Here is an 18755-nt window from a genome sequence, read left to right as displayed (position 1 = left end):
CGTACCCGCCTGAGCATCTCGTGGGTGGCGGGGAGGTTCTCGCAGTCGGTGCCCTCCTCCGCGTAGAGGTAGGGGACCGCGTCCAGCCGGAACCCGTCGATCCCCAGATCCAGCCAGAATCTGAGCGCTGCCAGCACCTCTTCCTGCACCGCGGGGTTCTCGAAGTTGAGGTCCGGCTGGTGCGAGAAGAAGCGGTGGAAGTAGTACTGCTCGCGGACCGGGTCGAAGGTCCAGTTGGAGACCTCGGTGTCGACGAAGATGATCCGGGCGTCCTGGTACTGCTTGTCGTCGTCCGCCCACATGTAATAGTCGCCGTACGGACCGTCGGGGTTCTTCCGCGACTCCTGGAACCACGGATGCTCGTCGCTGGTGTGGTTCATCACGAAGTCGATGATCACGCGCATGCCGCGCTGGTGGGCGGCGTCCACGAACTCCACGAAATCGGCGAGGTCGCCGAACTCGGGCAGGACGGCGGTGTAGTCGGAGACGTCGTAGCCGCCGTCGCGCAGCGGGGACTTGAAGAACGGCGGCAGCCACAGGCAGTCGACGCCGAGCCATTGCAGGTAGTCCAGCTTGGCCGTCAGCCCTTTGAGGTCGCCGATGCCGTCGCCGTTGCTGTCCTGGAAGGAGCGGACGAGGACTTCGTAGAACACGGCGCGTTTGAACCACTCGGGGTCGCGGTCTTTCGCGGGGGTGTCTTCGAAGGTGTCCGGGACGGGCTCGTTGACGATCATGATGTGGGTGACCCTCCGATCGGTGAGGACGGTCGCAGGACGCATATGTGTGCCGGCGCGCGGCCCGGCTCCAGACACACATAGTTGGTCCTGCCCCAGTGGTAGGTGGCGCCGGTGAGCTCGTCGCGCACCGGGACGGACTCGTGCCAGTCGAGCCCCAGTTGTGGCATGTCCAGCGAGACCGTGGCCTCCTGGGTGTGGTGCGGGTCGAGGTTGACCACCACCACAACCGTGTTCGAGCCGCTGCGCTTCGAGTACGCGATGACCGCGTCGTTGTCCGCGTGATGGAAGTGCAGGTTCCGCAGCTGCTGGAGCGCGGGATTGCGGCGCCGTGTCCGGTTGAGCCGGGATATGAGCGGCGCTATGGACCGGCCCTCGCGTTCGGCCGACTCCCAGTTCCGTGGCCGTAGTTGGTACTTCTCCGAATGCAGGTACTCTTCGCTGCCCGCCCGCAGCGGGGTGTTCTCACACAGCTCGAACCCGCTGTAGACACCCCAGGTCGGCGACAGCGTCGCGGCCAGCACCGCCCGCAACTCGAACGCCGGCCGCCCACCCCGCTGCAGAAACTCATGCAGGATGTCCGGCGTGTTCACGAAGAAGTTCGGCCGCATATAAGCCGCCGCGTCCCCCGACAACTCCGTCAGATACTCCGTCAGCTCCTGCTTGCTGTTACGCCAGGTGAAGTACGTGTACGACTGCTGGAAACCGATCTGCGCCAGCGTGTGCATCATCGCCGGCCGGGTGAACGCCTCCGCCAGGAACAGCACATCCGCATCCGAGCGGTTGACCGCCGCGATCACCTGCTCCCAGAACACCACCGGCTTGGTGTGCGGATTGTCCACCCGGAAGATCCGCACCCCGTGATCCATCCAGAACCGCAGCACCCGCAGCGTCTCGGCGACCAGACCGGGCATGTCCTGATCGAACGCGATGGGATAGATGTCCTGGTACTTCTTCGGCGGGTTCTCCGCATACGCGATCGTGCCGTCCGGGCGGTGATGGAACCACTCCGGATGCTTGTCCACCCACGGATGATCCGGCGAGCACTGCAACGCGAAGTCCAGCGCCACCTCCAGACCCAGCCGGCCCGCCTCGGCCACGAACGCGTCGAAGTCCTCCAGAGTGCCCAGATCCGGGTGGACGGCGTCATGACCGCCCTCCGCAGAACCGATCGCCCACGGCACCCCCACATCCCAGGCCCCCGCCGACAGCGTGTTGTTGGGGCCCTTGCGGAACGTCGTGCCGATGGGATGGATGGGCGGCAGGTACACCACGTCGAAGCCCATCCGGGCGATTGCCTCCAGCCGCCTGGCCGCGGTACGGAAAGTTCCGCTGATGGGCGGCCGGCCCACCTCCACCACCGCGCCCTCCGAACGCGGGAAGAACTCGTACCACGAGCCGAACAACGCCCGCTCCCGCTCCACCAGCAACGGCAACGGGTCGGAGGCCGAGACGAGTTCGCGCAGGGGGTGCTCCGCAAGTACGGCGTCCACCTTCGGGCCGAGTGCTACGGCGAGGCGGGCCGCGGCGGGGCGTTCGGTGTCGCGCAGTGCGCGCACAGCGGTCAGTACCGCCATGCGCTCCGCACCGTCCCGAACTCCGGCGGCGGCCTGTTCGTAGAGCAGCGCGCCCTCCTCCAGGACCAGCTCCGTGTCGATCCCCGCCGGGATCTTGATCTGCGCGTGGTGGCGCCAGGTGCTGATGGGGTCGCTCCACGCCTCCACCGTGTACGTCCAATGGCCCAGCGCTCCCGGTGTGACGTCCGCGCCCCAGCGGTCGCTGTCGGGGGCCAGTTCGCGCATCGGGGTCCACGGCCCGGGGCGGCCGCTCGGGTCGCACAGCACGACGTTGGCGGCGACCGCGTGGTGGCCCTCGCCGACAACGGTGGCGGTTACCTGGAAGGTTTCCCCCACGACCGCCTTCGCCGGGCGTCTGCCGCAGTCGACCATCGGCCGGACATCGCGGATGGGGACGCGGCCGGTGGCCGGGGTTCGGGTCATGGGTTCCACCTCCGTCCTCCTTGTCCTTGAGTTCCGTCCGTGGTCCGGACCTGTGCCGGAAACGGAAGCGCGGGATGCGCCGGGTGCGCCTATGGCACCGGGGCCACCGTGAGTCCGCGGGGCCGTGTGTGGCTTTCCAGGTCGCCGCGCCGGTCGGGCTTGTCGCCCCGATCCCACCGGTACGGCGTTAAATCGGCGCACAGATAGCGCTCGGCGGCGTGGGCGGCCTCTCGGGCGCATCGCTTGCCCATCAGCACGCAGAGTGTGTAGCCCGTGTCCTCGAAGTTGCCCCGCACCGTGCGGTCGGTGGGGGAGGCGAGCATCAGGCGTTCCCAGGCCCGGTACCGCTCCAGATGCCTGGCGACCTCGGCTTTGGCAGGCAGCAGCATCTCACTGGTCACCTTTCCTCCGCTCCGATGCGCACGGCTCATCCGGATGGTGTGCGAAGGCCGTGCACGAGAGGCGCCGACCGGTTGGAAGGGTCGAGGCCTTCACCCATGGTGCACGTGACGTCACTCAACGTCCTGTTGTGCTTTCAACGATCTGGGTGGCTCTCTCGTGTTGCACGAACGGAGTAGTGCTTTCACTCTTGGAGTGACTCAGGAGCGATCAGAGCTCACGCTTCGTGTTCGGGGCTCGGCCCGTAGGGGCGAGGAGGAGCGGCCGCTTCGCCGGTGAGGAGCCAACGACGATGAAGACCGTAGTGTCCTGCTACTACCACCTCGACATAGAGGTCAGCCCGGAGCGGGTTGCGCAGGTCAGGCGCATTCTTGCCGCCCACCTCCGGTACTGGAACCTGGAGGACCTCGTCGAGCCCGTCTGTCAGTGCACCGAGGTGCTGCTTCACGCGATCGACGAGCATGCCGCGGACAAGAACACCACGATCGAGATGTGGTGGACCGGCCAGCACCTCATCACCGCCGTGTCGGACAATGACGCGGACCTGCACCCGAAGTACTCCCAGCCCGGGTGCCTGGCTCATATCGCGGCGGTGAGCGACGGCTGGGGCTGCTGTGCCAGGGGAACCGGCGGCAAGATCATCTGGTTCTCGCGCCGGGCCCGCGCCCTCGAACGGGCCCCGCTGGTCCCGACCGCACCCGCCCCCGACCTGCGGGAGGCCCGCCAGGTTCCCCGCGAGGAGCCGGTGCCCGCTCTGGCCGCTTCCGCGCCCGCGATCATTCTCACCGGCGCGTCCGCCGACGCCCACTCCTGGGACAAGGGAGGCTCACCGCCCAGGACCGGGGCCCGCACCTCTGTGTGACCTGCCCGGAGTACACCACCGGCCCGCGAGCCGCCCCGGCGGCCGGGCCGACGGTGTTGTCCTTTGCTCGATCTGTGCTTGAGCCGGATCTCAACGGGCGCCGGGAATGCCGTACGCGTGATCCACGCGCAGGCGCAGGACCAGGCGATGGTCGCGGACCATGGCGGCGCGATAGTCGTCCCAGTCGGGGTGCTCGCCCTGGACGTCGCGGTACAGGCGGATGAGTTCCTCGACCGTCTCGTCGTACGGATCCTGTGCGACGGGGGAGAGGTCGGCGAGGCCTTCGACGACCGTGTAGGACCACCGGTCCGCGCTGGTGACGTAGTACGACGCCCGAGGATCCCGACGCAGATTGCGCGTCTTGGCGCGGTCGTCCGTGATCGAAACGCGCAGGATCCGCTCATCGGGGTAGTACGCGTGGTTGACGTTCGACAGCTGAGGCCGTCCGTCGCGCTTGAGGGTGACGAGCACACCGCCGTCGTACTCACCCAGCAGCTTGAGCAAGGCGACCTGGTTTGTGTCCTGAGTCATACCCGTGTCAACGCCCCGAACAGCGCGAAGCATTCCGTCGTCCCTGTGTTCCGGCGGATCATCGACGGTCGCGACCTCACTGGAACACGTTGTCCGAGTCGGCCCAGCTGAAGGGATCGACCGGGACGGGTCTCCGCCCGGCTCGCGATGACGTCGCGTACATCGCGTCGATCTCGGCGGCGAAGTGCCGCGAGATGACGTCTCTTCGCAGCTTCATCGACGGCGTCAGCATCCCGTTGGCCGGGTCGAAGGGCTCCGGGAGGATGCGGAACACCCGGATGGATTCGGAACGGGACATCGGGGTGTTGGCCGCCGCGATCGCCCGCATGACCTCTTCCCGCAGCGCGTTGTCCTCTCGTACGTCGTGGCTCGACGCTTCGCCCTGTACGGGCAAGGACCGCCGCCAGTGCGCGAGAAACTCCGGATCCAGGGTGATCAGGGCTCCTACGCAAGGACGGTTGTCACCGACGACGACCGCTTGATGAATGAGGGGGTGGACCCGCAGGCGCTCCTCGAGGGCCGCCGGAGCCACGCTCCTGCCGCCGCTCGTGATGATGATGTCCTTCTTGCGCCCGGTGATGGTCAGATATCCCTCGGTGTCCAGCCGGCCTATGTCGCCGGTGGCCAGCCAGCCGCCACGGAGCGCTGCCCGAGTGCCGGGGGCGTCATTGACATACCCCTGGAACACCGAGGGGCCCCGCACCAGGATCTCCCCGTCCTCGGCCACCCGGACCTCTGTGCCGGGCAGCGGGCGACCGACGGTTCCGAACTTCTGCCGCTCCACGGGCTGTGCAGTGATGCCGCCACTGGTCTCGGTGAGTCCGTACCCGTCGTGGATGAGGATCCCGATTCCTGTGTAGAAGAGGGCGAGTTGACGGTTCAGGGGAGAGCCGCCCGACATCGCGCCGCACACGCGTCCGCCCAGCGCGGCGCGGAGTCTCCTGTACACCGTCTTTTCGTAGAAGGTGTGCTGGGCCCGCAGTTCGAGGTTGGGTCCGGGGCCCGTTCCCAGCTGCTGTCGCTCGACGGCGCCGGCGAAGCGCCGTGCCGTGTGCGCCGCGCGCTCGAAGAGGGGGCCATAGCCGTCCTGCTGGGCCTTGCGCAGGAAGTTCTTGTAGATCTTTTCGAAGATGATCGGGACGCCGCAGAGGAATGTGGGGCGAAACGACAGCAGGGCCGAGGAAAGCGCCTTCTCGTGGAGCTCGGCCTCGTGTCCCATCAGCAGTCCGCCGCGCACGCAGAGCCCCTGGAGCATGAGGCCGTACACATGGGAGAAGGGCAGGAACACAAGGATGGCCGGTTGCTCTCCGGGCGCCGCCGCCGTGTGCCGCCACTCGGCCAGCAGTGTGTCGCAGGGACTGGCCAGATTGCGGTGGCTCAGGGCACTCCCTCTGGGGTGTCCGGTCGTGCCGGATGTGTAGGCGATGACCGCGGTCGAGTCGGGCAGAACGATCCGGCGCAGTGAGTCGACACTCGCGAGGGGTACGGACCGGCCCCGCTCCACGAGTTGCGACAGGGCTCCGGCGTCCAGCTGCCAGACGTGGCGAAGCTGCGGCAGCGAGGCGCACGCCGAGCCGACGGTCATGACTCCTTGTTCGTCCTCCACGACCACGCCCACGCAGTTGGCGTCCCTGAGGACCCATGCGATCTGATCGTGCGACGACGTCGGGTGGAGAGGAACGACTTCGGCGCCCACGGCCCAGAGCGCGTAGCAGAGGACGGTCCACTCGTGCCGGGTGCGCGCCATGACGGCCACCCGGTGGCCGGGATACAGCCCGGCCGCGATGAATCCTCTCGCCAGGTCCACCACTTCGTCCCGCAGCTCGACCGCGGTCACGGGTGACCAGGTCGCGGGGGAGGCGTCGGAACGGCGCGCGATCAGCGCGAGCGTGGGATCGCGGTCCGCCGTTTCGAAGAGACTGTCGGCGAGCCCTCCCTGCATCCGTGCTGGAGCTGGTGAAGGAAGTTCGGTCAGTTGCATGCACCGCTCCAGAATTCTTCGCAGAGCGCTCTCGCAAAGGGAGGCTGGGTGTCGAGGGCGTTCGAAAATGTAACTCACCTAGGGGACAGCCGTGCCCCCTGAGCCCCCATGTGGCTTGACCTGATCGATGGCTCAAAACCGAGGGGTGCCGCGCGGGGCCGCGGCGGCCCTGGCGAGTGCCGACCGCGGGTGCAGCATCGCAAAGGGGCCTCGCGAGCGGCCGAGCGGATCGCCCAACTTGCCTCAGTTGTAGGTCAGTTGGGACGCATTCGCCGGTTCGAGTACCGCGATGGTGCCTTGTGCCGCGGCGCACAACGTCTCTGTGCCGGCTCCGTCCACGCTGGACACATCGCACCGGCACGCCACGCGGGTGCGGCCGGCCCGGACGACCTGTGCGTGTGCGCGCAGGGTCGTGCCCTGGGCGGGTCGCAGGTAGTCGATGGTGAACCCGGCGGTGATGAATCGGGTGCCGATCACCGTGCCCGCGGCGAAGGTCAGCGCGTTGTCCGCGGCGTAACTGAGCACCCCGCCGTGGACGAACCCGTACTGCTGGAGCAGTTCCTCGCGGATGTCCAGCTCCAGTGTTGCCGCGCCATCGCCGAAGGCCATCAGCCGGGCGCCGAGCAGCCTGCTGAAGGGCTGCGCCGCCAGTGCCTTCCGCGCGGCGGCCAGATCCGGAGCTTCGCTCACCATTCCCACCTCACCCATGCTCACTTCACTGATGAAGTGAGCATGGCGTTCGCCCTTCGCCTCTGTCAAGATCGACCCATGCCCGAGCCCGACGAGCGCCTGTTCTTCCTGTTGCAGCGGGCGGCGCATCTGCTGCGCACCACCGCGGACCGTCGCTGCCTCGCCGCCGCCGGTGTCACCACGGCACAGCTCGGCGCGTTGTTCGCGGTCCGCGACCAACCGGGCCTCACCCAGCAGCAGCTTGCCCGCACGCTGGGGCTGCGTGAATCCGCCGTCACGGCGCTCGTCGGGCGGCTCACCGCGGCCGGCCTCGTCAGCAAACATCCGCACGCGCGTGAGCATCGGGCCGTGGTGCTCGAGTTGACCGGCGACGGTGCCGCCGCCCTCCGCGCCGCCCAGCCCGAGATCGACCGCTTCAACGCCGAACTGCGCGTCCTGCTCGGCGACGACCGGTTCACCGAGACCGCTGCCGCGCTGCACGCGCTCGCCTACTGGGAGCCCTGAGCTTCCGGGCCAGTGTCAGGACTGGGCCCACTGACGAGCGTGCCCGTGCTCCGCCGGACAGGTCCCTGCTGTTTGCCGATGACATCCAGGACGTCATGTTCGCCGGCGAAGGACTCGCCCTCCGCGCCGTACAGGAGGACAGGGACGTCGTGAATCGTCTGCAGGTTGGTCACAGGGAGCGCTCGTGATCGGTGAGGACAGCATGGATGACGCGCCGTGCGATGGTCGCCATGGTCGGGTTCGTGTCCCGGTAGTACCGCAGTTCGTCGAGCGCGATCGACAGCGCCCAGCCACGGCCCCGGGTCCATGCCGCCTCGCCGGCGCCCAGAGCGGAGCGGAAGACGTCGCGGCCGTCGGCCGGCAGCAGATACCACGCCGCGATCAGGTCCACGGCGGGATCGCCCACGCCCAGGCACCCGAAGTCGATGACGGCGCTGAGCCGCCCGCGGGCGAGCAGCACGTTCCCGGGTTGCAGGTCCGCGTGAATCCAGACTGCGCGGCCGGACCATACGGGGGCGTGCAAGGCCGCGTCCCATACGGCGTTCGCCGCGTCGGTGCCGACGATTCCGCGCAGATCCTCGATCGCGTCTCGTGTCGAGACGTCTCGCGCCTTCAGGGGCTCGCTGCGGTAGGAGGGAGGCCCGTCCGTGGGATCGATGCGGTGCAGCGCGGCGACGAAATCCGCCAAGTCCTCGGCGAGCAGGCCGGGTTCGGCGATGCGTCCGACGTCCGGGTTCTCGCCCTCGAGCCAGCGGAAGACGGACCAGTGCCAGGGGTAGCCCTCACCCGGCGTGCCCTTGCCCAGCGGCACGGGAATGGCGAACGGAAGCGACGGGGCGAGCAGCGGCAGCCACCGATGCTCCTTCTCGACGTCCGTCGCCGACCCTGCCACGCGGGGCAGCCGCACGACCATGTCCTCGCCGAGCCGGTACATGGCATTGGATGTGCCGACGGACTTGATCGGTTCGACGGGAAGGCCCGCCCACTTCGGAAACTGCGTGGCGACCAGCCGTTGCACCAGAGGTAAGTCGATGTCCGTCTCGTCGGCATGCATCTTGCCGTCCCCCATGAGTACCTTCCTTCCGGCCGGCGGCCATACGAACGTTCCGGGCCGCCGCCCGTCAACTCATTTAGGCTGGAGTCATGGGTGGCGGCGTGGTGACGCTGTTCCTGTGCGGCGATGTGATGCTCGGGCGCGGCGTCGATCAGATCCTCCCGCATCCCGGTGATCCGTCACTGCGGGAGGACTACGTCGGGGATGCCCGGTTCTACGTCGAGGCGGCCGAGTCCGCGAACGGCCCGATCCCCGCCCCTGTCGCCCCGTCGTGGCCCTGGGGCGACGCACTCCGGGTACTGGAGGAGGCCTCCCCGGACGCCCGGATCGTGAATCTGGAGACGGCCATCACGCGCAGCGACGCGTTCGCGCCCGGGAAAGTGGTCCACTACCGGATGCACCCGGCCAACGTGCCCGCCCTCGCCGTGGCCCGGCCCGACGTCTGCGTGCTGGCCAACAACCATGTGCTGGACTTCGGCCGCCCGGGTCTCGAGGAGACGCTCGATTCGCTGGACCGCGCGGGCCTGCGGGCTGTGGGCGCGGGACACAACGCGGACGAGGCGTACGCGCCCGCGACGGTCATGGTCGGTCGCAGGGGGCGTGTGCTGGTGTTCGCCCTGGGAATGGAGTGCAGCGGGGTCCCGCCGAGCTGGGCGGCGACCGCGGACCGGCCCGGTGTCGCCTTCGTCCCCGGTCCGTCGGCTGCCGCGGCCGCCGAGACGGTGGAGCGGGTGCGGCGGGTGAAGCTGCCGGGCGACATCGCGGTCGTCTCCGTGCACTGGGGCTCCAACTGGGGTTACCGCGTCTCCCGGGAGCAGGTCCGATTCGCGCGCGCTCTGGTGGACGGCGGCATCGACGTCGTACACGGCCATTCCTCGCACCACCCTCGTCCCGTCGAGGTGTACCGCGACCGGCTGATCCTTTACGGCTGCGGCGACTTCATCGACGACTACGAGGGCATCTCGGGTTACGAGGAGTACCGCGACGACCTTCGCCTCGCCCACCTCGTCGCCGTCGACGCCGGCACCGGGCGACTGGCCGGCGTCCGCATGGTGCCCCTGCGGGTTCGGCGGATGCGGCTGGGGCCCACGACGGACGACGACCGCGGATGGCTGCGCGCGACACTCGACGGAGTCAGCGACGGCGTCCACATCACCCTGAACCCCGACGGCACGCTCGGGCTGGACCACCCGGCTGCCGCGCACCGGAGCCCCTCATGACTACGAATGTCCGGTCCCCGGTCCCGAGGGCCGGCCGGTGAACCGTCGCCTGCGGCTGACGCTGCTCGGGGTGGGGGCGATGAACTCGCCGCGGTTCGCCCCCGCCGGTCTGCTGCTGCGGTGTGCCGGACACAGTGCCGCCTTCGACGGCGGGCCCGGGGCCGAGCCACCGCCCGGGCGGCTCGGCGCCTGGCTGGTCACCGACGAGCAGGCGGAGCTGCGGTCCGCGCTGCGGCGGCAGGCGGCCGCGCGGGGTGTCCAGGTGCGAGCCGGTGATCTGGAACTCGGCGAAGTACTGGTGCGCTGCTGCTCGGTGGAGCACACATCGCATCCCGCGTACGGCTATCGAATCGAGGCGGGCGGACTTGTGGTGGTCTGGGCACCGGAGTTCTGGCAGTTCCCCGCCTGGGCGGCACGGGCGGATCTGATGTTCGCCGAGGCAGCCGCCTGGGACCGGCCGATACGGTTCCGGGGCGGCGTGGGCGGCCACGCGAGCGTACGCGCCGTCGCCGAGCAGGCGGTGCGGCACGGGGTGCGGCGACTGGTCTACGCCCACATCGGGCGTCCCACTCTGCGGGCCATCGACGCCGGGTCGAAGCCGCCGGCCGGTGAGTGGGGGGTGGAAGGCCGCACGTACGCGTTGCGGTTCGCGCAGGTCGACGAAAAGGGCCGCGCAGGCCCCTGAGGACCGCGCGAACCGTTGAGGACCGCGCGGACCGGTGAAGAGCGCCGCAGGTCAGCCGTTCCAGCTTTCGTCGTACGGGTCGTGCGGGGCCGGGACCGGTTTGGCCCGGGTGACGTTGATGAAGGGGATGACGCCGCCGTTGACGGGGTCCTTGGTCTTCTTGTCGGTGTAGGTGCCGGTGACTTCGAGCCAGGTATCGGGTTGCAGGACGGGCGGAAGCTGCCCGGACAGACCGATCTTGACGGGCTGGGCGTCGGCGGCGCAGCAGTTGAGAGCCATGCGGACGAGGTACGGGGTGCCGCTGCGGTCGAGGGCGACGAAGCCGCTGACCTTGATCGGCCGGTCGGCGAGGGAGCGCCCGTGGTCGTAGACCGCGCGACCCGCGTAGTCGGCCAGGTTGAGCCGGAGCGGGTTGCCGGCGGGGAGAGCGGAGTAGCCCCAGGGTTGTTCCTGCAGGGCTGTGCCGGCCCGCATGGCGCTGTAGGAGCCCAGCGCGGGCGGGGCGACCAGAATGAGGGCGAACAGGGGCAGCACCAGGAGCCAGGAGACGCGCGGCTCCCGGTGGACGTGACCCCCGTGCGGCTCCGATGGGGCGTCCGGCTGCTCCGATCGGCCGTCGCCCGCCGTGCGTGGCCGTCGACGCTCGTACCAGACGGTGGCGACGGCCGTGACGATCAGGACGGCGCCGGCCACGAGGACCAACGGGCGCAACTCGGCTTTGACATACCGCAGATAGAGGTCGGTGGAGCCGGCGCGCAGCACCGCTCCGCCGACGAGGAACAGCACGATGGCCTGTGCCTGCCGGTTCACAGCAGGACCGCCCCGACGAGGACCGACACCAGGACGGCCAGGACGAACGTGACGGGGGCGAACCGCAGCGCGAACCCGCGGCCGAACGTGGCGGCCTGCATGGCGAACAGCTTCAGGTCGATCATCGGTCCGACCACGAGGAACGCCAGCCGCGCGGTGAGCGAGAACTGGGACAGCGACGCGGCGACGAACGCGTCGGCCTCGGAGCAGATCGACAACAGCACCGCGAGGACCGCCAGGGCGAGGACCGACACCACGGGGTTGTCGGCGGCGGATCGCAGCCAGCCTTCCGGTACCACCGCTTTCAGCGTGGCCGCGGCCATCGCGCCGACGACGAGGAAGCCGCCGGCGTGCATCACGTCGTGCCGTACGGATCCCCAGAACGCCGCCCCCTTGCCGACGCCGTCGTAGGACGGGCGCTCCGGTGGACGCAGCCAGTCGGCGCGGCCCAGCCGCTGCCACAACCAGCCCATCGCACACGCCACGAGCAGGCTCGCCACGAACCGGGCGAGCACCATCCGGGGATTGCCGGGAAACGCGACGGCGGTGGCGGTCAGCACGATCGGATTGATCGCCGGGGCCGACAGCAGGAACGCGAACGCCGCCGCGGGAGTGACGCCCCGGCGCACCAGCGCCCCGGCCACCGGTACGGAGGCACACTCGCAACCCGGCAGGACCGCACCGGACATTCCGGCGACCGGTACCGCCAACGCGGGCCGCTTCGGCATCGCCCGGGCGAAGAACGAAGGCGGGACGAACACCGCGAGAACCGCCGACAGCAGTACGCCGAGGACGAGGAAGGGCAGGGCCTGGACCACAACCGCGACGAACACGGTCATCCAGCTCTGCATCACCGGCGCGGACACCGCCCCGCGGATCGGCCCCTGCAGCGCAACCACCACAAGCAGCACCATGATCAGGACGAGAGGCGAGTTGACCCGCCACCCCTGCGGATCGTCCGCGTCGCGGTCGTCGACCGGGGGCGGGGCTGCTTTGGTCGTGCTCACGGGTGACGTTACCTCCGGCAGGGCAGGGCTTCGCGAGCGGTTTCGCTCCACCTTCAGTACGCCGGTTCGGGCAGGACTGCTCACCTTATCTCGTGGTTGGTGGGCCCTCGGCTCAACGCCGTTGCCCCCGGGGCAGGCCGACGGTCTTCGCGTCGGCATCGCACAGCCGCGGCAGCAGGACGCGTTCCGCGCAGGCTCGGGCCCATTCCTGACAGCCCTCGGCAGCTAGCGCACCCGAGACAGTTGATTGACCAGCAGCAGCTCCGCGTTGCGGTCGCCGGCGCCGCCGGCCCTGCCCTCGTGGACGCCCGCCGTCATGCCCTCGGCGAGGCCGGGGGCGTTGTACGACAACTCCCGGTACAAGGACGCGAGGCCGACCGCCGAGAGGTCGGTGTAGTCGGGGTCCGTGCGGTGCGGGGCGGCGGATTCGACGAGGGTGGTGAAGAGGGAGAGCGTGCCGTCGTGGTTGTCGGTGAGTTCGATCAGCCGGGCGAGCTGCGGATAGTCCACGTGGGAGGCGGTGTTGACCTCCCAGAAGGAGCGGGCCGGAACGTCCGCGTGGATGTGCGGGGTGATGCGGTTGACGTGGCTGTGGCCGTTGATCCAGGCGACCACGTTCGGGAACCGACTCAGCAGGGCGATGACCTCCGCTCCGTCATGGCGGGGCTCATCCGTACGGGCAGCATCGGGGCGCCGGATCATGGCGGGGCTGTTGTGGTGGCTGAAGACCAGGACATGGGCGTCGTCGGCTCCCAGATTGCGTACGAGCCGCCCGTCGGTGTCGTAGGAGCGGGAACTGAGAGCGGTCAGCGTCCGTTCCAGCCAACGGAGTTGGTCGGTGTCGAGTGAGCCTTCGTAGTGGCCGCTGCGGTAGGTGGTGTCGAGGCTGATACCGATCACGTTCTCGGCCACCTGGAACGTGTAGTACATCCGGTCGCCGTCCAGATTGTCCTCGGTGTAGCCGTGGCCGACCGGCCCGCCGGCACCTGTGTGCGCCGGATCGAGATGTGCCGCCAGGTACTCGTGCGGCGTGAGCGTCCGGCGCCGTTCGTCGGGCGTCACCGGCCGCGCCGCTGCCGCGTGCCGGCGCAGGATCGCGGTGAGCACCTCGCTCTTGGGGTCGTCGCCCGTCCGCAGCGCTTGCGCGTAGGCGGCCGCTTCCGCCTCCGGCACTGACAGCAGCTTGCGGGAGCCGACCGCGTATTCGCCCAGCTGGGGAGAGAGGCAGCCGCCGGGCAGGTCGTCGTGGTTGCCGACCGTGGAGTACCAGGGGATGCCGAGGCCAGGGCTGGTGACGGGCCGTGTCGCCGCGTCGAGGAACCCGGGTATGTGTGGCAGCCCGCGCCCCTTGTCGACGTCGCGCAGCGCCGCGTCGTCCGGGTGCCAGTAGAGCGGCAGGCCGGAGTTCTGGACGCCTTCGTACGCCGTCGGGGAACCGGTGTTGGGTACGATCCGGCCACCGCTCATCAGAGTGAGGAACCACTCCAGCTCGATCGCGGAGTTGTTGTCGATGTTGTCGCCCGTCGCCATCACGAACGCCGGGGGCAGCCCGGTGTACGGGCCCTGGCCGAGCGCGTTCACCCGCTCCACGAGCGAAACCGCGCCCGCCACCGTGAGCGCCTCCTGCGCCCGCCACGCGCCCGGCCGGCCGACCCGTAGGAACTCCGTGCGCAGAGGATTCTGCACGTCGGTCAGGTGGAGGTCGGTGAACTGCACGAAGCACGCCAGCGCGGTGCGCCGATCCTGGCGCCCGGCCCCGGGGCGCCTGTCTGCCGCCTCACCCCGTACGACCAAGGGCCAGCCGGGACCGGAGGTCAGGCGACGGTAGCCGCCCGAACTCGCACGGCCGAGCTGGGCCGTCGTGTCGAGAGTGGTCGGCGCAGTGCCGGTGCGGGCCGGCTGAACGACCTTGCGCGCGGTGTGCGGCGGGACACTTTCATGGGCGCGCTGCCTGGGCGACAGAGCCCACGCCGTTCCGGCTCCGGCGCCGGCGACGGCGGCACCGGAGGTGAGTAGGAAGTTGCGACGATTAATGGCGGGTCTGGTGCCGGCCATGGGCCCTCCGGTGGCTCCACAAGGTGACTCACTGTGCGGAACCACTCATTCAGGGCACCGGGACGCGGGCATGGCGCTCCAATGAACGAAACCGGAAGTTTTGGCCGAACGGCTCAAACTTGAACGCCGCCATCGACACGGACGAGCAGCGGTGATGGCGGACCGCCGATGCCACCCGTACGGCGCCGGGCAACGGTCGGAGCGGTTCTCAGGGCGGTGGTCGAAGCGCCCGTTCCGATGACACGCAGCGACCCCAGCCGCGTCCCGCACCCTCGTCAGGAGTACGAGGCTGAGGGCCGCAGGAGGAGCACAGGAAAGCAGGCCTGCCTGAGGGCTGCGTGCGTTTTCCCTGAAGGCTGCAGCTCGCGGGTCGTCACACGGCCGAGGAATCTCCCCGCTGGGCGGTGGCTGGAAACAGTCGGTGCACCGATCCTCTCCGGTCCCCGGGCGTGACGGAGCCGTCCACCGCGGCGTCCCCATGAGCATCGGTGTTATTGGCATGTAACCAAAATGCTGTGGCTACACTCGCCCCCCATGTGCAAGGCCAGTCCCACCAGGCAGCGGAAGAAGACCGCGAACCGCCCACCATGCGCCGACACTTACGGACACGGGAGAGCGAACCCGCAACGCGGGGCCGCTGTCGGCGGGCGCACCCCGGACCGAGCGGCTACCGGCATCGGGCGCCGCGGTCATCGGGCCGTCACGACGACACACCGAAACGCGGTCCTCCAGGACGTCCGCGTGGGCCTCAACCTGCCTGTGATTCATGCCACTTCGGCGCTTCATGGTGCATCTGTCGCGAGGGAGGCTGGAGTTTTATGAAGGGCCGGCACAAGCAATCCCGTGACCCGCGCGGGCACTGGCTGTTGCTGATACTCGTCCTGCCCGTGATGTTCGCGGCCCTGCTCTTCGAGGGCTGGACCAACAACGAGGTCGGCGCCGCGGAGACGCGGACCGCCTGCACCGCACCCGCACCGGATGCCGTGGCCAACGGCGGTCCTGTCGTGGGGATCAACCGCAACGGCATCCAGACCGGCTCGATGCCGGCCCGCACCGTGGCCCTCACCTTCGACGGCGGCCCCGATCCCGTATGGACTCCGCGTCTGCTGGACCTGCTGCGCCAGAATCGGGCGCGCGCCACGTTCTTCCTCCTCGGATCGCAGGCGGCCCGCCATCCGGAGCTGGTGCGGCGGATCCGCGCCGAGGGGCACGAGATCGGCTCGAACACGTACACCGGCCCCGCCCTGGGCGAGACGTCCCCCGTCCGCTTCTCGGCCGAACTCGATCTGACCCAGACCGCGTTGGCGGGTGCCTCGGGCATGAACACCACTCTGCTGAGGATGCCGAAGACCACCTCGGCGGACACACTGTGCGGCCGTGAGTGGCAGGCGGCGAAGCAGGCCGCCGACAAGGGGTATGTGCTGGTCGCCGCCGACAAGCCGTCCCGGAAGCCGGCCCAGGGCCTGGTCCGGCAGTTCAGCCAGACGGATACCGCGTACCAGGAGACGAAGAAACTCCTCGCCGACCCGAACGTCGACCGGTTCACCACCGTGTCGGCCGGCCTCAGGCTGCTCCCGGTCAACACGCAGGCAGCCTCCGCCGATCGATGGGAGGGCACGGGCCTGATCTGGGTCACCACCCTCGGCCGTCTGTTCGCGAACGCCATGATCTGGGTGCTCGGCATCGCGGGTGGTCTCGGCGTGCTCCGCCTGGTGCTTCTCTCCTTCTTCGCCCGTGCCCATGTCCGGCGCCTCGAACGCTTCAGTCCCGGCGCGCCCTGGCTGCGGGAGGTGACGGAGCCGGTGACGGTGCTCGTCCCCGCGTACAACGAAGAGGCCGGCATCGAGTCCACCGTCCTCTCGCTGCTCGACTCCACTCACCAGAACATGCAGCTCATCGTGATCGACGACGGTTCGACGGACCGTACGGCGGACATCGCCGAGGCGATCGACGACCCGCGCGTGACGGTGATCCGCAAGCCCAACGCGGGCAAGGCCGCCGCCCTCAACACCGGGCTGGGGTATGCGATGCACGACATCGTGGTCATGGTCGACGCCGACACCGTCTTCGAACCGGACGCCATCTACCGCCTCGTGCAGTCGCTTGCGCATCCGGCGGTCGGCGCGGTCAGCGGCAACACCAAGGTCGGCAACCGGCGCGGGCTGCTCGCCAAATGGCAGCACCTCGAGTACTGCTTCGGCTTCAATCTCGACCGCCGGATGTTCGAAGTCCTGGAGTGCATGCCGACGATCCCCGGCGCCATCGGGGCCTTCCGCCGGGACGCGCTGATGGGAGTCGGCGGGGTCAGCGAGGACACCCTCGCCGAGGACACCGACCTCACGATGACGCTGTGGCGGGCCGGCTGGCGCGTGATCTACGAGGAGTCGGCCATCGCCTGGACCGAGGTGCCCACCTCGCTGGGCCAGCTGTGGCGGCAGCGCTACCGGTGGTGCTACGGCACGATCCAGGCCATGTGGAAGCACCGGAGTGCCTTCTTCGGGGTGGGCACGGCCGGGCGCTTCGGCCGGCGCGGACTGAGCTACATCGCGCTCTTCCAGGTGCTGCTTCCGCTGCTCGCGCCGATCATCGACGTCTTCGCCCTGTACGGCGTGCTGTTCCGCGATCCGCTGGAGTCCGCCCTCGTGTGGTTCGGCTTCCTGGGCATCCAACTCATCACCGCGGGCTACGCGTTGAAGCTCGACGGCGAGAAGTTGAGGACCCTGTGGTCGATGCCCTTCCAGCTCCTCGTCTACCGGCAGCTGATGTATCTGGTCGTCATCCAGTCCGTGGTCGCCCTGCTGCTCGGAAGCAAGCTGAAATGGCATCGGATCAAGCGTTCCGGCACGGCCGCTGAACAGATCGGAGGCCCCGCGCCGTATAAGAGCCTGCCGACGAGGTGATTCCATGAAATGAGCTACTGGGCAGGCAGATGAGTGACTGGACAGACCGATGGGCGGGCCACGATCGGCGCGATGGCGTGATGGAGCCGCCGCGCGACACCACGGAGGGGCAGCCGTACGGGAACGCGGCCCCGCCCCCGGCGCGCACCGCACCACTGCCCGGCATGCCCTCGCCCACCGCCCCGGGGCGCACGGACGCCGGGCGCCCGCCCGCCGGGCACAGGACCAGGTCCCGTGTCCGGGGCGGGGACGGGGACGGGGGCGGGAGCAGGAGCGTCTACGACCGCGGCAGGAGATCCCCCAAGCCCCGCCCCACCCGGCGCCGCCGGCTGGCGCGGTGGGCGATCCTCGTGGTCAGCGCGGTGATCGCCTCCTTCTTGGGCACGTACGTGTGGGCCGACACCAGGCTCAACCAGGAGGTCGACCTCGGCGCGATCGCGCAGCGCGCGCCGAGGGGCGAGGGAACCAACTACCTGGTGGTGGGCTCGGACAGCCGTGAGGGACTGTCGGAGCAGGCCAGGAAGCAGCTGCGCACCGGCACGGCCGAGGGCCGACGCACCGACTCGATGATCCTGCTGCACACCGGCGCCAACGGCACCACGATGATGAGTCTGCCGCGCGACTCGTGGGTGACCATCCCGCCGTACGTCCGTCCCGAGACCGGCAAGAACTTCCGTGCCGCGAAGAACAAGCTGAACGCGGCGTTCTCGTTGGGCGGCCCCGACCTGCTCGTACGGACCGTGGAGTTCAACACCGGACTCCACATCGACCACTACGCGGAGATCGGCTTCGCGGGCTTCGTCGGGGTGGTGAACGCGGTCGGCGGCGTGGACATGTGTCTCGACAGGGCGGTCAAGGACGAGAAGTCGGGCGCCGACCTGCAAAAGGGCTGCCAGACCCTCGACGGCACCAAGGCACTCGCGTTCGTCCGGCAACGCAAGCAGGAGGCCAAGGGCGACCTGGGCCGCACCCAGAACCAGCAGAAGTTCCTGGCCGCACTCGCCAAAAAGGCGGCCAGCCGGGGCACTCTCCTCAACCCCTCCAAGGCCTTCCCGACTGCCGCCGCGGGCCTCGACACGCTCATCGTGGACAAGAGCACGGGCCTGCGGGAGCTCATGTCGCTCTTCGAAGCGATGCAGCGCGTCACAGCCGGCAACGGCAGACAGCTCAACGTCCCCGTCTCCGACACCAACTTCGTCACCTCCAAGGGCAGCGCCGTGCGGTGGGACGATCGCAAGGCACGGAAACTCTTCACCGAGCTCAGGGACGACCAGGCGGTGACGCTCCAGCCGGAGCAGGGCAGTTGAGAGACAGTCGAGGGGC

At 69.2% G+C, this 18755-nt stretch carries 16 protein-coding genes; 6 read left to right on the top strand and 10 right to left on the bottom strand.

Annotation, left to right across the window (positions count from 1 at the left end):
• The 3 genes from FE633_RS15470 to FE633_RS15460 form a co-directional block, all read right to left on the bottom strand.
• The coding region (locus tag FE633_RS15470; protein WP_246113624.1) for an alpha-amylase family glycosyl hydrolase at positions 1 to 734 on the bottom strand (734 nt) is incomplete at its 3' end.
• The gene (locus tag FE633_RS15465; protein ID WP_138045704.1) at positions 731 to 2734 is read right to left on the bottom strand and encodes an alpha-1,4-glucan--maltose-1-phosphate maltosyltransferase; all 2004 of its coding nucleotides are present in this window, start codon (positions 2732 to 2734) and stop codon (positions 731 to 733) included. The genes FE633_RS15470 and FE633_RS15465, both read right to left, overlap by 4 nt.
• 89 nt (positions 2735 to 2823) lie before the next feature.
• Positions 2824 to 3123, bottom strand: coding sequence for a DUF5133 domain-containing protein (locus FE633_RS15460; protein ID WP_138045720.1), 300 nt, complete (start codon positions 3121 to 3123; stop codon positions 2824 to 2826).
• A gap of 302 nt (positions 3124 to 3425) precedes the next feature.
• Here FE633_RS15460 and FE633_RS15455 point away from each other — a divergent pair, with 302 nt between their 5' ends.
• Positions 3426 to 3995, top strand: coding sequence for a pep a2 (locus tag FE633_RS15455; protein WP_246113623.1), 570 nt, complete (start codon positions 3426 to 3428; stop codon positions 3993 to 3995).
• A 90-nt stretch (positions 3996 to 4085) separates the two neighbouring features.
• Here the strand turns inward: FE633_RS15455 and FE633_RS15450 are convergent, their stop codons facing one another.
• The 3 genes from FE633_RS15450 to FE633_RS15440 form a co-directional block, all read right to left on the bottom strand.
• The gene (locus FE633_RS15450; RefSeq protein ID WP_138045703.1) at positions 4086 to 4526 is read right to left on the bottom strand and encodes a PPOX class F420-dependent oxidoreductase; all 441 of its coding nucleotides are present in this window, start codon (positions 4524 to 4526) and stop codon (positions 4086 to 4088) included.
• Between the two features lie 76 nt (positions 4527 to 4602).
• Positions 4603 to 6507 (bottom strand): AMP-dependent synthetase/ligase, encoded by a 1905-nt coding sequence (locus FE633_RS15445; protein WP_138045702.1) that lies wholly within the window; start codon positions 6505 to 6507, stop codon positions 4603 to 4605.
• Between the two features lie 243 nt (positions 6508 to 6750).
• On the bottom strand, positions 6751 to 7200 hold the full coding sequence (locus FE633_RS15440) for a PaaI family thioesterase (RefSeq protein ID WP_138045719.1): 450 nt from the start codon (positions 7198 to 7200) through the stop codon (positions 6751 to 6753).
• A gap of 75 nt (positions 7201 to 7275) precedes the next feature.
• On the opposite strand from FE633_RS15440, the gene FE633_RS15435 reads away from it, so the two are divergent.
• Positions 7276 to 7701, top strand: a complete 426-nt coding sequence (locus tag FE633_RS15435) for a MarR family winged helix-turn-helix transcriptional regulator (RefSeq protein ID WP_138045701.1) — start codon at positions 7276 to 7278, stop codon at positions 7699 to 7701.
• A gap of 169 nt (positions 7702 to 7870) precedes the next feature.
• Here FE633_RS15435 and FE633_RS15430 read toward each other — a convergent pair whose 3' ends face one another.
• Complete coding sequence (locus tag FE633_RS15430; protein WP_138045700.1) at positions 7871 to 8770, bottom strand: aminoglycoside phosphotransferase family protein; 900 nt, start codon at positions 8768 to 8770, stop codon at positions 7871 to 7873.
• Positions 8771 to 8844: 74 nt separating this feature from the next.
• Between FE633_RS15430 and FE633_RS15425 the strand changes: the two genes are divergently transcribed.
• Both FE633_RS15425 and FE633_RS15420 read left to right on the top strand, forming a co-directional pair.
• Positions 8845 to 9975, top strand: coding sequence for a CapA family protein (locus tag FE633_RS15425; RefSeq protein WP_138045699.1), 1131 nt, complete (start codon positions 8845 to 8847; stop codon positions 9973 to 9975).
• 37 nt (positions 9976 to 10012) lie between these two features.
• On the top strand, positions 10013 to 10660 hold the full coding sequence (locus FE633_RS15420) for an MBL fold metallo-hydrolase (RefSeq protein ID WP_138045698.1): 648 nt from the start codon (positions 10013 to 10015) through the stop codon (positions 10658 to 10660).
• A 51-nt stretch (positions 10661 to 10711) separates the two neighbouring features.
• Here FE633_RS15420 and FE633_RS15415 read toward each other — a convergent pair whose 3' ends face one another.
• From FE633_RS15415 to FE633_RS15405, 3 genes are all read right to left on the bottom strand, one after another.
• The gene (locus FE633_RS15415) at positions 10712 to 11470 is read right to left on the bottom strand and encodes a TIGR03943 family putative permease subunit (protein WP_138045697.1); all 759 of its coding nucleotides are present in this window, start codon (positions 11468 to 11470) and stop codon (positions 10712 to 10714) included.
• Positions 11467 to 12477, bottom strand: a complete 1011-nt coding sequence (locus tag FE633_RS15410) for a permease (RefSeq protein ID WP_138045696.1) — start codon at positions 12475 to 12477, stop codon at positions 11467 to 11469. Before FE633_RS15410 ends, FE633_RS15415 begins: the two co-directional genes overlap by 4 nt.
• A gap of 225 nt (positions 12478 to 12702) precedes the next feature.
• Complete coding sequence (locus FE633_RS15405) at positions 12703 to 14532, bottom strand: TIGR03767 family metallophosphoesterase (protein WP_138045695.1); 1830 nt, start codon at positions 14530 to 14532, stop codon at positions 12703 to 12705.
• An 818-nt stretch (positions 14533 to 15350) separates the two neighbouring features.
• Here FE633_RS15405 and FE633_RS15400 point away from each other — a divergent pair.
• A complete protein-coding gene (locus FE633_RS15400; protein ID WP_138045694.1) occupies positions 15351 to 17432 on the top strand; it encodes a glycosyltransferase in 2082 nt (693 codons plus the stop codon).
• A 29-nt stretch (positions 17433 to 17461) separates the two neighbouring features.
• Positions 17462 to 18739 (top strand): LCP family protein, encoded by a 1278-nt coding sequence (locus FE633_RS15395; RefSeq protein ID WP_138045693.1) that lies wholly within the window; start codon positions 17462 to 17464, stop codon positions 18737 to 18739.
• The last annotated feature ends 16 nt before the right edge of the window (positions 18740 to 18755 follow it).

The sequence above is a fragment of the Streptomyces montanus genome (assembly GCF_005786655.1).
In the GTDB taxonomy this organism is placed as follows: Bacteria; Actinomycetota; Actinomycetes; order Streptomycetales; family Streptomycetaceae; genus Streptomyces; species Streptomyces sporangiiformans.
This window is presented reverse-complemented; position numbering and strand designations above follow the sequence as displayed.

Coding starts and splice junctions, on each gene's coding strand:
- FE633_RS15465 (WP_138045704.1), bottom strand. CDS start 2,734: ATGACCCGAACCCCGGCCACCGGCCGCGTCCCCATCCGCGATGTCCGG.
- FE633_RS15460 (WP_138045720.1), bottom strand. CDS start 3,123: ATGCTGCTGCCTGCCAAAGCCGAGGTCGCCAGGCATCTGGAGCGGTAC.
- FE633_RS15455 (WP_246113623.1), top strand. CDS start 3,426: ATGAAGACCGTAGTGTCCTGCTACTACCACCTCGACATAGAGGTCAGC.
- FE633_RS15450 (WP_138045703.1), bottom strand. CDS start 4,526: ATGACTCAGGACACAAACCAGGTCGCCTTGCTCAAGCTGCTGGGTGAG.
- FE633_RS15445 (WP_138045702.1), bottom strand. CDS start 6,507: ATGCAACTGACCGAACTTCCTTCACCAGCTCCAGCACGGATGCAGGGA.
- FE633_RS15440 (WP_138045719.1), bottom strand. CDS start 7,200: ATGGTGAGCGAAGCTCCGGATCTGGCCGCCGCGCGGAAGGCACTGGCG.
- FE633_RS15435 (WP_138045701.1), top strand. CDS start 7,276: ATGCCCGAGCCCGACGAGCGCCTGTTCTTCCTGTTGCAGCGGGCGGCG.
- FE633_RS15430 (WP_138045700.1), bottom strand. CDS start 8,770: ATGGGGGACGGCAAGATGCATGCCGACGAGACGGACATCGACTTACCT.
- FE633_RS15425 (WP_138045699.1), top strand. CDS start 8,845: ATGGGTGGCGGCGTGGTGACGCTGTTCCTGTGCGGCGATGTGATGCTC.
- FE633_RS15405 (WP_138045695.1), bottom strand. CDS start 14,532: ATGGCCGGCACCAGACCCGCCATTAATCGTCGCAACTTCCTACTCACC.
- FE633_RS15400 (WP_138045694.1), top strand. CDS start 15,351: ATGAAGGGCCGGCACAAGCAATCCCGTGACCCGCGCGGGCACTGGCTG.
- FE633_RS15395 (WP_138045693.1), top strand. CDS start 17,462: ATGAGTGACTGGACAGACCGATGGGCGGGCCACGATCGGCGCGATGGC.